Source organism: Bacillus sp. ISL-47 (assembly GCF_018613175.1).
Classification (GTDB): Bacteria; Bacillota; Bacilli; order Bacillales; family Cytobacillaceae; genus Cytobacillus.
The window spans coordinates 1-12,649 of sequence record NZ_JAGGQS010000042.1 but is presented as its reverse complement, the minus strand read 5'-3'; the positions used below and the strand labels follow the sequence as shown (position 1 = coordinate 12,649).

Annotated in this window: 12 protein-coding genes; 4 read left to right on the top strand and 8 right to left on the bottom strand. The window is 41.8% G+C overall.

Annotation, left to right across the window (positions count from 1 at the left end; genetic code table 11):
- Window positions 1–152: 152 nt before the first annotated feature.
- Complete coding sequence (locus tag J7I93_RS14230; protein WP_214726530.1) at window positions 153–833, bottom strand: metal-dependent hydrolase; 681 nt, start codon at window positions 831–833, stop codon at window positions 153–155.
- A gap of 164 nt (window positions 834–997) precedes the next feature.
- On the opposite strand from J7I93_RS14230, the gene J7I93_RS14225 reads away from it, so the two are divergent.
- Window positions 998–2,095 carry a M24 family metallopeptidase gene (locus J7I93_RS14225; RefSeq protein WP_214726529.1) on the top strand — a complete coding sequence of 366 codons (1,098 nt, stop codon included), beginning with the start codon at window positions 998–1,000 and terminating at the stop codon, window positions 2,093–2,095.
- Window positions 2,096–2,499: 404 nt separating this feature from the next.
- On the opposite strand, the gene ald is transcribed toward J7I93_RS14225, so the two are convergent.
- Entirely contained in the window at window positions 2,500–3,621 is a 1,122-nt protein-coding gene (gene ald, locus J7I93_RS14220; protein ID WP_214726528.1) for an alanine dehydrogenase, read from the bottom strand.
- A gap of 146 nt (window positions 3,622–3,767) precedes the next feature.
- Between ald and J7I93_RS14215 the strand changes: the two genes are divergently transcribed.
- On the top strand, window positions 3,768–5,135 hold the full coding sequence (locus J7I93_RS14215; RefSeq protein ID WP_214726527.1) for a purine-cytosine permease family protein: 1,368 nt from the start codon (window positions 3,768–3,770) through the stop codon (window positions 5,133–5,135).
- A 20-nt stretch (window positions 5,136–5,155) separates the two neighbouring features.
- Here J7I93_RS14215 and J7I93_RS14210 read toward each other — a convergent pair whose 3' ends face one another.
- Window positions 5,156–5,323 (bottom strand): hypothetical protein, encoded by a 168-nt coding sequence (locus tag J7I93_RS14210; RefSeq protein WP_214726526.1) that lies wholly within the window; start codon window positions 5,321–5,323, stop codon window positions 5,156–5,158.
- 111 nt (window positions 5,324–5,434) lie between these two features.
- Here J7I93_RS14210 and J7I93_RS14205 point away from each other — a divergent pair, with 111 nt between their 5' ends.
- Window positions 5,435–5,887 carry a universal stress protein gene (locus J7I93_RS14205; RefSeq protein WP_214726525.1) on the top strand — a complete coding sequence of 151 codons (453 nt, stop codon included), beginning with the start codon at window positions 5,435–5,437 and terminating at the stop codon, window positions 5,885–5,887.
- A gap of 415 nt (window positions 5,888–6,302) precedes the next feature.
- On the opposite strand, the gene argH is transcribed toward J7I93_RS14205, so the two are convergent.
- Together argH and J7I93_RS14195 are read right to left on the bottom strand one after the other, a co-directional pair.
- Complete coding sequence (gene argH, locus J7I93_RS14200; RefSeq protein WP_214726524.1) at window positions 6,303–7,685, bottom strand: argininosuccinate lyase; 1,383 nt, start codon at window positions 7,683–7,685, stop codon at window positions 6,303–6,305.
- Window positions 7,682–8,887, bottom strand: coding sequence for an argininosuccinate synthase (locus J7I93_RS14195; RefSeq protein WP_214726523.1), 1,206 nt, complete (start codon window positions 8,885–8,887; stop codon window positions 7,682–7,684). Before J7I93_RS14195 ends, argH begins: the two co-directional genes overlap by 4 nt.
- 264 nt (window positions 8,888–9,151) lie before the next feature.
- Between J7I93_RS14195 and J7I93_RS14190 the strand changes: the two genes are divergently transcribed.
- Window positions 9,152–9,466: a hypothetical protein gene (locus tag J7I93_RS14190; RefSeq protein WP_214726522.1), complete on the top strand. Its 315-nt coding sequence runs from the start codon at window positions 9,152–9,154 to the stop codon at window positions 9,464–9,466.
- 44 nt (window positions 9,467–9,510) lie between these two features.
- Here J7I93_RS14190 and J7I93_RS14185 read toward each other — a convergent pair whose 3' ends face one another.
- From J7I93_RS14185 to J7I93_RS14175, 3 genes are all read right to left on the bottom strand, one after another.
- Window positions 9,511–10,026 (bottom strand): MogA/MoaB family molybdenum cofactor biosynthesis protein, encoded by a 516-nt coding sequence (locus tag J7I93_RS14185; protein WP_214726521.1) that lies wholly within the window; start codon window positions 10,024–10,026, stop codon window positions 9,511–9,513.
- A 62-nt stretch (window positions 10,027–10,088) separates the two neighbouring features.
- Complete coding sequence (locus J7I93_RS14180; protein WP_214726520.1) at window positions 10,089–10,928, bottom strand: EcsC family protein; 840 nt, start codon at window positions 10,926–10,928, stop codon at window positions 10,089–10,091.
- A 124-nt stretch (window positions 10,929–11,052) separates the two neighbouring features.
- Window positions 11,053–12,240 (bottom strand): acetate kinase, encoded by a 1,188-nt coding sequence (locus tag J7I93_RS14175; RefSeq protein ID WP_214726519.1) that lies wholly within the window; start codon window positions 12,238–12,240, stop codon window positions 11,053–11,055.
- Window positions 12,241–12,649: the final 409 nt, after the last annotated feature.

Genomic DNA, 12,649 nt, shown 5'->3' with positions numbered 1-12,649 from the left:
GGCTTCCAGGAGTGGATTACGGTGAATTTTGTTTTTGTTGATATATCTGGGAGTTTCGTTGATATATTGATTTTTTCGTTGATATAACTTCATTTCAATGCTAAGTCTCATAGAAAACCGCAGCCTCCATAGCTGAAGCTGCGGTTTTATTATCATAATTCGATTATTTCTCCTGCTTCTAGCACCTGGCCTACCCTATTCTCCAGCATACTTGTGAATTTATGCGGATCCTGTTTTATTGGCGGAAAAGTATTGAAGTGAATAGGTACTACCTTTTTGGCACCCAAAAGCTGCGCAGCATATGCTGCATCGTCAGGACCCATTGTAAAATTGTCGCCGATCGGCAGGAATGCCAGGTCAATCGGATGGCGGTCTCCAATTAATTTCATGTCGGAGAATAACCCAGTATCCCCTGCATGGTAAATCGTTTTTCCTTCTAAAATAATAAGGACACCTGCAGGCATTCCCAGATAAATAATCTCATTATTTTCAGTCTCAAGACCTGTTCCATGGAAAGCTGGCGTGAGCTTTACTCTTCCAAAATCGAAATCATATCCTCCGCCGATAGACATTCCATGTGTGTTAACTCCCTGCCAGCCTAAGTAAGTGGCAAGCTCAAAGTTTGCAATAACAAGAGAATCATTGCGTTTTGCCAATTCAATCGTGTCACCTAAATGGTCCCCATGCCCATGCGTAACAATGATAACATCTGGTTTCTGCTCCTCTGCTTTTAAATCTGTCAGCCCATTGCCTGTTATAAATGGGTCAATTAAAATTGTTTTTCCCTGTGATTCAATTTTAACAACTGAATGTCCGTGATACGAAACTTTCATGTTAATGCTCCTCTCAGAAATCATGTTATGTCAATTTACTTCAACGAAAAACGGGTTAATCCTGCCTCAATTTAAATATATACCCTAAATAATAGACTTTAAAAAGTTTACTTTTTCTTATTTAGTTGCTACTCTCAAGGTATCAGTACATAAGGAGGTTCATTATGAACAGCAGATTACAAAAACTATCACAGTGGATGAAGGATAATGATATACAAATGAGCTTTGTGACTTCACCTGATAATGTCTTTTATTTGAGCGGCTTTTTAAGCGATCCGCACGAACGCTTGCTAGGCCTGGCCGTTTTTCAAGATGAGGAGCCTTTCCTTGTATGCCCGGCCATGGAAAAAGAGGATGCCAAAAACGCCGGATGGAGCCACGAAATCATTGGTTACAGCGATATCCAAAACCCATGGGAATTCATTCAGAAATCCATACATAGCAGAATAGGCAAAGTGGAAAAAGCAGCCATCGAAAAAGAACATATGAATGTGGAACGATATGAAGCAATTTCAAATCTGTTCAGCGGAGCAGCATTTGTTTCAGCAGAAGAAAAACTCCGGAAGCTTCGAATGGTCAAAGACGAAAAGGAACTGGAAATCATCCGCGAAGCCTGTGCATTGGCTGACTTTGCCATTGAAACAGGCTGTGCTGAAATCCAGGAAGGAAAAACAGAGCTTGAGGTTTTAGCAGCTGTTGAATACGCATTAAAGAAAAAGGGCGTAAATGAAATGTCCTTTTCCACAATGGTGCTTACAGGTGCGAATGGAGCTTCCCCGCATGGAACACCTGGAATGACAAAAATCCAAAAAGGGGATTTAGTGCTGTTTGACCTGGGTGTTGTCTGGAATGGATATTGTTCAGATATCACAAGAACTGTTGCATACGGTGATATTAACGATAAACAAAAGGAGATTTATGATACCGTTTTAAAGGCACAGCTTGCAGCTGTAGAAGCAAGTAAGCCGGGAGTGCCTTGCGCTGAAATAGACTTAACGGCAAGGAATCTGATTTCAGAAGCCGGCTATGGTGATTATTTTCCACATCGATTGGGCCATGGACTTGGTGTAAGCGTTCATGAATACCCTTCCTTAACCGAAACCAATACACTTTTGCTTGAGGAAGGCATGGTTTTCACAATTGAACCGGGTATCTATGTTCCAGGCGTTGCCGGCGTCCGGATTGAAGACGATCTTGCTGTAACAGCAGATGGAGTCGAAATTCTGACCAAGTTCCCGAAAGAACTTCAAATCATCAAGTAGGATATGAAAATCAAATTCGATCTTAAAAAAGGGATTCTTTTTGTGGATGGCAAAGAATACGAAGGAAATATAACCGATCCAGCGGGATGCCGTAAATGTAAAGGTCCGCTGGTTTATTCAGATCAATATGATGCAGCTTTCTGCCCTTCCTGCAATAAATGGAAAGAAAGTGCATGCAGTGATCCGGATTGTGATTATTGTGTAAATCGTCCAGAGAAACCTATAAAAAATCCGGAGTTTTAGGACTCCGGATTTTTTATGGGCTTTGATATCGGTCAAATTTTAATTTTATCAGTCACTTCGCTGCATTTATCGGTCAGATTCTCGATAAATCGGTCACTTCGCTTCCTGTCAACATTCTATCTTAGAATAATGAATACCTCTCATGTTATAACCAATATGCCTTACTGCTGCACCAGCTGTGTCCTGGTATCTGAATAGTCAAGATTATGCGCCTCGGCTACTGCTTTGTATGTCACATAACCATTCAATGTGTTAATGCCTTTCATTAGGGCCTCATTCTCCAAGCAGGCCTTCTTATAGCCTTTATTGGCAATTTGAACTGCATATGGGACCGTTACATTGGTCAATGCAAGTGTCGAGGTGCGGGGAACTGCACCAGGCATGTTTGCAACAGCGTAATGGACTACATCATGCTTTTCGTATGTTGGATTATCATGGGTTGTAATTTTGTCAGTTGTTTCAAAAATCCCTCCCTGGTCAATGGCAATATCCACAACAACAGAGCCGGGACTCATCGTCTTGATCATTTCCTCTGTTACAAGCTTTGGCGCTTTTGCCCCCGGAATTAGAACAGCCCCGATAACCAGGTCGGACTCCATAACCGCTTCAGCAATGTTGTAAGGGTTTGAAATGAGTGTTGTCACTTCTTTTCCGAAGATATCATCCAGCTGGCGAAGGCGTTCAGGGTTTAGATCGATAATCGTAACCTTTGCCCCCAGGCCAATAGCCATTTTAGCCGCATTGGTTCCCGCTACACCGCCACCGATAATCGTGACTTTCCCTCGCTGGACACCCGGTACCCCCGATAATAGAATTCCTTTTCCTCCGTAGACCTTTTCTAAAAATTGCGCACCTACCTGTGCGGCCATCCTGCCAGCCACTTCACTCATGGGAGTCAGCAGGGGCAGTGTCCGATTTGGAAGCTGGACCGTTTCATAAGCAATGCCCGCCACTTTCTTCTCGATCAAAGCCCTTGTCAGTTCAGGTTCTGCAGCCAAATGTAAATATGTAAACAGAATTAACCCTTCACGGAAATAGGCATATTCACTTGAAAGCGGCTCTTTTACCTTCATAACCATCTCCACCGACCACGCTTCTTCTGCAGTTTGAACAATTTTTGCCCCTGCACTTACGTAGTCTTCATCCAGAAAACCAGAACCTGTACCTGCACCAGTTTCAATGTAAACCTCGTGTCCAAATTGAATTAGGTTTACCACACCAGCCGGGGTCATGGCTACCCTGTTCTCATTGTTTTTTACTTCTTTCGGTACTCCGATACGCATGCTGCATACCTCCTATAAAATAAAGTTCTTTATCCACTTATTCGGCTTTTCTGACGGAAAATATACGAGTGGGGCAAAATTCTTGCCCTTTCAGGATTGTCCTCAGGTAGAATGAAATTAATGTATTTTAAGAAAGGAATTTTTCTATGCCATCTTCCGATAAAAAGCATTCAACCTCATTTCCATCCATAGAAAAATTCGGTCTGGAGGCGGTTCCTGCCGAATTAAAAACAACCAAGTGGTTTGATTATTTTTATTTGCAGTCCGCTTTTTCCGTTAATTCCGGAAACTTCCTTGTTCCCGCACTCGCTGTTTTGACGGGCGGACTCTCCTTTTTGGCGGCTGTAGCATCAACCGTTATGGGGGCTGCCGCTGCTTTTCTCTTTGTGTCATTGTTATCACTGCCTGGCTCCAGGCATGGAATACCTGCCCAGTTTGCCATTAGAACCATACTTGGCACTGTTGCGGCAAGGTATATCTCTTCCCCTATCCGGTCGTTAACGTCGCTGTATTGGTTCTCCGTCCAGGCAATCGGGGGATCAGCAGTCCTGATCAGTTTGCTGGAAAAGGTGTTTGGAATAAAGCTGCCGTTAGTGTTTGTATCGGTATTTCTAGCAGGATTGATGAGCTTGCTTGCTTTGAGTGGCTTTAATACTGTCAAAAAGGCTATAAAGTATTTTATGCCATTTTTAATCATTGGGCAGGTTGTCCTTTTTGTACTTTTTATAAAAGAACTTTCCAGCACCCAATCTTTTGGATCCTTAACGCATTCTCATTGGAGCTTTGGATCATTCTTTCTTTATTCATCTCTTGCTTTTATTCAATATGTCTCCGGGGTGAGCGCATCATCCGATATGGCCCGTTATGCTTCATCAGCAAAAGGAGCCTTTTGGGGATTGTTTGCCGGCAACACATTCGGCTTCACCATTACTGCTATATTGGGTGCTTTATCCGCATCTCTATTCGGTGAATGGAATCCGTTTGTTTCTGCCAGCAGCCTTGCAGCCTCCAGTTGGGTATTGTTTCTCATTTTTATTTGTGCTATGACATCCATGATTTCCATTAATATGAACAACGCTTATACTGGTGGATTTAGCCTACTTAATATCTTTCAAAACCTGGGCAGAGTAAAAAGCACATTAATATTTGGAACTGCTGCCGTTGTTCTAAGCTGTTTTCCTGCAGTTGTGAATAAAGCACAGGCATATATATCCATACTCGGTATTTTTATTATTCCGATTTCAGCTGTAATCATTGCAGACTTTCTATTCGTAAAAAAAGGCACTCTTTCAGAAGCGCATCTAACAAAGCTATTTATCAGCCAATCTGATCAAAACCGTGAAGGGCTTATAGCGATCATTTTCGGCGCACTGATCTATCTTGCCCTTCCCGATCTTATCTCACCCGGATTTATCTCGTTTTTCTTAACTGGTATCGGATATATTATTTTTCACAAATATGTAAGGTTAAACGGAAACCGCCAATTAAAAAGACAACAAAAGCTGTCATCGTAATGACAGCTTTTTGATTTTCTTTATTGTAATTTCCCTTCATTTCGTTCGTTTTCTTCCATGTCAAAATGAGCATTCGACTGATCAATAACACCGCTGTTATAGGCATTCATAATTTGTGCACTTACCTCATTTGTACCCTGCTCATCATAAAAAAATGGTGACTGTGCTTTCGGTTCCCGCTTTTCCATCGACATCTGCTCCTTTTTAAAAATTGTTGATCGGCTCTACTATTGTTCGATTTTTTGTTACAGATATTCACATTTTGCAGCTGTATAATATAGGTAAAGGAGGAGATTAAAATGGGCATGAAGTATAAGAATATATTAGTCGCAGTAGATGGTTCAACTGAAGCGGAATGGGCGTTTAAAAAAGCAATTGAAATCGCAAAACGGAATGATGCCTCTATGGTGCTGGCACACATTATTGATACACGTACTTTTGCTACTGTAGAAGCTTATGATCGTACGATCGCTGAAAGAGCAGACCGTTTTGCAACTGAATTAATGGAAAAATATAAACGGACTGCACTGGACGCTGGCATTGAGAATGTTAGCTTCGAAATCGATTATGGTTCTCCGAAAGTGAAAATTCCAAAAGATATTGCCAGAAAGCATGACGTGGACTTAATTATTTGCGGTGCAACCGGCATGAATGCAGTTGAACGATTCCTGATCGGCAGTGTTTCTGAACATATCACCCGTTATGCCCGATGCGATGTCCTCGTTGTTAGAACAGATAAAGAAGATGAATAGCCTTTTTAAAGAAAGGAGGTTGTCTCAAGAGTATAGCTTTTTGGGCACCCTCTTTCAAAGAAAATAGCTCTATAAAATTGGCCTGTTGATTTCCGCTCCAGGGACTCAGCGAACGCGGGCGGTCCGGGAGCCTCCTCGGTGCATTCGCACCTGCGGGGTCTCCCGTTGACTCGCTTCTCCCGCAGGACTCTGAATCAGCATCCTTGATTTTACACCGCACGAAGGAAATGCGGATGCATTTTCGCGGGATTAGCCCCTCCGCTCCAATCAACAGGGTGCTAGAATCAATATCAGCATATACACTAAGGTAAAAAAAGAAGAAACTGTCCTCAAAATAAAAAGCTGACTCAAAAAGGTCGTCACTTAACGACCTTTTGAGTCAGCCTCTTTTTATATAGTATTTCATATTCACAGTCTATTCTTTTTTCGCAACGAATTTCTTAGCCTTTTCAATGGCTATATTCACTTGCTTAAAGCCTGTTCCCCCAGCGCTATTTCTTCTTTTGACAGCTGTATAAGGATCCAGGACTGCATAAATATCTTCATCAAACAACGTATTGGCCTTCTTAAATTCATCGAGCGGCAGGTCACCAAGGAAACAGCCTTTTTCCACACATGTAAGGACAAGCTTCCCTACAATCTCATGAGCTTCCCTGAATGGAATTCCTTTATCTGACAGGTAATCAGCCAATTCAGTGGCATTAGAAAAATCGGTCTTGGTCGCTTTTTCCATCTGATCATTTTTCACCTTCATCGTGCGGATCATTCCGGCAAAGATTTTTAGTGATCCAGTAACGGTTTTAACCGTGTCGAACATGCCTTCCTTGTCTTCCTGCATATCCTTGTTATAGGCAAGCGGCAGACCCTTTAGAACCGTAAGCAATCCCATAAGGTTTCCATATACGCGTCCGGTTTTTCCTCTTATAAGCTCTGCCATGTCAGGATTTTTCTTCTGAGGCATAATGCTGCTGCCTGTCGCAAAGCTGTCATCTAATTCAATGAATTGAAATTCCTGGCTTGACCAAAGGATGAATTCTTCGCTTAGGCGAGAGAGGTGCATCATAAGGATCGAGCTTGAGGATAAAAATTCAAGGATAAAATCTCGATCACTTACAGCATCAAGGCTGTTTTCGTAGATGCCTTCAAAGCCGAGAAGGTTCGCAGAATACTCACGGTCAATAGGAAAAGTCGTTCCGGCAAGCGCTCCAGCACCAAGCGGAGATAGATTGATTCGCTTCAAGCTTTCCGCAAAGCGTGCTTTATCACGCTCCAGCATCCAGAAATACGCCATTAAATGATGTGCAAAGGAAATCGGCTGGGCTCTTTGAAGATGTGTATAACCTGGCATAATGGTTTCTACATTCTTTTCAGCCTGCTCAATCAGCTCTTCCTGCATTTCATTAATCAATTCAACAATCAGCTTAACCTGTTTACGCAAGTAAAGATGCATATCTGTTGCTACCTGGTCATTCCGGCTTCTTGCTGTATGGAGCTTTCCGCCGACAGGCCCTGTCAATTCAGTTAGGCTGCTTTCAAGATTTAAATGGATGTCTTCAAGTTTTACTGAGTAAGACAGCTCCTCATTTGACGCTTTTTCCTTCAGCTGCTGAAGGCCATTTTTTATTTGGTCGGCCTCGTCCTCTGTAATGATCCCGGTTTTAGAAAGCATGGCAACATGGGCCATGCTTCCCTCTATATCTTCCATTACTAATTCCTGGTCAAATGAAATCGAGGCTCCAAATTCATCTACCCATTCTTCAGCAGATTTCGTGAATCTGCCGCCCCATAATTTTTTCACACTGTCACCTTCTTGTTTTGTACGATGCTTTGAACTTTAGTCGGCAAGCCCCATAGCTTGATAAAGCCAACCGCTGCGTTATGGTCGAACTCATCCTCAGATGTATAAGTAGCCAGTTTTTCATCGTATAGAGAATAAGGAGATTTTCTGCCTTCTACAATCGCGTGCCCTTTAAACAATTTCACCCTTACTGTACCTGTAACAAAGCTCTGTGTTTCCTTAAGGAATGCGGCTAATGCATTATTCAGCTGTGAAAACCATAGGCCTTCATAAATAAGCTCTGCAATTTTTTTCTCTATAACCGGTTTAAAGTGAGCCACTTCTTTTACTAACGTTAAGTCTTCCAGCTCTTTATGAGCTTTAAGTAATGTCATTGCACCCGGGCATTCGTAAACCTCACGGGATTTAATGCCGACAAGGCGGTTTTCCACATGGTCAATACGTCCAACGCCGTGCTTGCCACCTAGTTCATTCAGTTCAGCAATTAGTTCGGAAAGCTGCATTGCTTTACCATTTAAGCTGACTGGAACTCCTTTTTCAAAGCCGATTTCAACCGTATCAGGTGTATCTGGAGCTTTTTCCAAAGAAACTGTTAAATCGTATGCATCTTCCGGTGGAGCTGCCCATGGATCTTCAAGCACTCCGCATTCATTGCTTCTTCCCCATAAATTTTGGTCAATACTATATGGAGAATCAAGGTTGATTGGAATTGGAATATCATTTTGTTTTGCATATTCAATTTCTTCTTCACGTGACCAGCTCCACTCACGAACCGGAGCCAATACCTGAAGATCAGGGTTTAAAGCCTGAATGGCTACTTCAAAACGAACCTGGTCGTTCCCTTTTCCTGTACATCCATGTGCAACTGCAACAGCGCCTTCTTTTTCTGCCACTTCAACTAGCTTTTTGGCAATTAACGGACGTGAAAGCGCAGAAATCAATGGATATTTATTTTCATAAAGTGCATGTGACTGAAGAGCAATAAGTGCATATTCATTAGCAAACTCTTCTTTCGCATCAATTACATATGACTGGACCGCTCCAACAGACAACGCTTTTTTTTGAATAAAGTTCAGGTCTTTGCCTTCGCCCACATCCAGGCAGCAGGCAACGACTGAATAACCTTGATCCTGAAGCCATTTAATAGCAACTGATGTATCTAAACCGCCTGAGTAAGCTAGAACTACTTTATTATTTGACATTTATATTTCCTCCTCATGAATACTCGTATAAATATACAATTAAATTATGTTTTTATTCATTTATTATTCTCTTACTTTAACAACCTTTGTTTTAAAAATCAATACTTATTCTTAAAAATGTATAAAAATTGACAAGAAAACGTTCAAATCCCTCTATAACACCCTTTGAATGGCGAGCTTTTTAGCTTTAAGCATAATAACTCATGGAAGCTTGACTGCCTTTATAGTAAAATGAAAGCAAGATCATTGTTTGGAGGCTTTATAATGGAGGAGCATTTTTCACATGATAACCGGCTTGGCATCCCTATTCCGAATTTTAACCGCGAGTGGGATGAATATTCACAGAAAACACAGCAGGTGATTTTGTTCCATTGGGAAAAGATAAGGGGCAGGATTCCGGATCGGATTGCTGAGCTTGAAGCAGATATAAACAGGAAACAGGCTGAGTTGTCGGATGAAGGCAACTTCGAAAGATCGTGTGCGCTTAACAGCGAAATTTCCGAGCTTGCATCCGTTATAAATGATTTATGGCTTTGGTATAGAACCAATCAGGATATTACTGAAAAAATGCATTCATAGAAAAGCGAATCAAAAAAAATCCTTTCCAGCCGGAAAGGATTTTTTTAAGATAAGTCTTTCTTCAATTCCCTGACAACGTGTCCAAGTTCGGGTAGTATCAGCTTATTCATGGCAAGCCGAACTGCACCGGAAGACCCAGGGGTTGAGAACACTGCTCTATTATTAACTGAGCCGGCAGCCGCTCTTGAAAGAATGGCAGCCGATCCGATATCCTCCGTGTAGCTTAACATACGGAAGAGTTCGCCGAACCCGTCTATTTCTTTATCAAACAAGTCTCTTACTGTTTCGATTGTAACATCACGCAAAGCGATTCCTGTCCCTCCATTAGTAAGTACAACATCTATATTGGGGTCTTCGCACCCTTTTAAAACTGCCTCGCGTATCGGACCTGATTCATCTTTCACAATCACATAATCAGCAATGAGATGTCCTGCCTCTTCCAACAACTGAATCATCAGCTTGCCGCTCTTATCTGTATCTTTGTCCCTTGTATCACTGACTGTTACAATTTTGCATCTTACCTCTTTTGGCGCTTCTTTTTTATGCTCGAATGTACTCATTTAACATCACCTTTATATAGTCATAAATGAGGCAGCTTGCCTCCTCGCAGATCTAATAGTTCTTAGCTGCGTTTCTTCTTTTCGTGAAAATACCTCATTTGATAATACTTATAGGCGAAATCTGTTACATTTCGTGTCAGCTGATAATTGACTCCTGCTCCAATTGCCATACTGATGAAGGGAATCCCCTGAACCGATTTTTTCCGAAAAAAGTAAATAGCGATTGCTTTGAAGAGCTGCTTTATTGGCTGCTCAATCCACGTTATATTCGTCAGATCTTCCTTCCCCTCATAGAAATAGAACTCTTCCTGGTTTTGAAGCTCATACATTAGTTCTTCCCAGGCACTGCCCTGCAGGCGCGGCGGAAGGGTGGCGGCATGGAAAACTTTAAGAGAACTCATCATTTCGTATGGTGTATTAACTTCAAAGCCGTAGGTCATGGCTATTAGCTGTACAGCCCGAAGATTAATAACTGCCATTGCCGGAATATCTGTACCAATCATCAATGAGCTGCCTGTACCTGCAATTCCTCCCTGTGCAAAAGAGTACAGCCGATGGCGGGCAATCTGCTGCTGCGCTATGTATTGAAGCTGATCGATAGTTAAAGCTTTAAGATCTTCAATTGTCTCAATATCAGAATGAAAGACCCTGCCTGCAGTTAATATGCGTTCTTTGGCATCCATCTGCAGCTGTGATCCCTGAATGAGTGCATGGAGATGGAACAGCCAGCTATCAAGGGCAGAAAAAAATTGCTGCTGTGCCTCTTCAGGCAGCAATGCAAATGATTTTTCCAGCGATTTGTCATATACCATCTCCAAATCGTTGGGCTCATAGCTATACAATTTGCTTTCCCAATCACGAATCCCAGCCAATACACTATTTTCCCGTTCGCTCAATGGCATCAGTATACCTCCCAAAACGTCTTATTGGTCTCAGTATAGCATAAGTAAGATGGTAAATTCTCCTACAGTCCTCTCTCCTATAAAATATAAAAAGACAAGAGCGCAATGCTCTTGCCTTAGTTTTTTACTTTGCCAATCTCATAACATCGCGGGCAATCATGACTTCCTCATTTGTTGGGATGATCATAACTTTTACTGGTGAGTGAGGATAGTTGATGAATGCTTCCTCACCGCGTACCTTGTTCAGCGCCGGGTCCCAGTATACGCCCATGAACTCAAGTCCCTGAAGGACACGCTCACGGATAACATCACTATTTTCGCCGATTCCAGCTGTGAAGATGATCGCATCTACGCCATACATACGGGATGCATAAGAACCGATATATTTGTGGATTCTGTTGGCGAATACTTCAAGAGCCAATTCTGCTCTTTCATTCCCTTCCACAGCTTGGATTTCAATATCTCGAAGATCACTAGAAAAGCCTGAGACTCCAAGCATACCGCTCTTTTTATTAAGTATATCCAGAACTTCATCTGCATCCTTGCCCGTTTTTTCCATAATGAATGGAATGAGGGCAGGGTCAATATTACCTGAGCGGGTTCCCATTGTTACACCTGCAAGCGGAGTGAATCCCATTGAGGTATCAATAGATTTTCCGCCCTCAATAGCCGTAATACTTGCGCCATTTCCCAGGTGGCAGGAGATAAGGCGAAGCTGGTCAAGCGGACGGCCAAGCATTTCTGCCGCACGTTCTGATACATATTTATGTGATGTGCCGTGGAAGCCATATTTACGTATGCCATATTTTTCATAATACTCATATGGCAGACTGTATAAAAATGAACTTTCTGGCATTGTCTGGTGGAATGCAGTATCAAACACAGCAACAGCCGGCACATTTGGAAGCACCTGCTGGAATGCTTTAATTCCAGTAATGTTTGCTGGATTGTGAAGAGGTGCAAGCTCGGATAGCTCATCAATTTTCGCAAGTACTTCATCTGAAATGACAGCAGAATCATTAAATGCTTCTCCGCCATGAACGACACGGTGGCCAATTCCTTCTATTTCATCCAGTGATTGAATGATTCCAAGACTCGTTAATTTATCAAGCAGAATTTTAACAGCTACTTCATGATCAGGAATATCTGTTACTTCCTTAACTTTTTCGCCATTAACGGAAATATTGAAAACCGCATTATCCAATCCAATACGCTCAATTAAACCTTTTGTAATAACTTCTTCGCTCGGCATTTCAAAAAGCTGAAATTTCAACGAGGAACTGCCGGCGTTAATTGCTATAATTTTTGCCATAAAGCAACCGCTCCTTTAGATGATGTTCAAATAGTCCGGGAAAAATAGCGGTCGAAAATCTGCGTCAGTTTGCTTTTCAGCTGATCAAAGCTTCACTTCCTTGATTTTCTCGGCTCTTTTGTCTTCCTCTTTGAACTCATACTTTTATATAAAAAACATCTGTGAGATGTCAAACTGGTACAACTTTATTGTGTACAACGGACATCATTAATATCTCTCAATTCCCCATTTAAACACTCTCAGCAGCACATTTCAAGAAATACCTTGCAATGGTATCGTTTTCATGTTAAATTAAATATTTTCTGATTTTCTGATACTTCATTATATTTTGAAGACCACTGAGAATACTCGCTCTGAGCTTTATACTAAAAAAGAAGCCTGCTGCAGCATAGACTAACCTAGATAAATG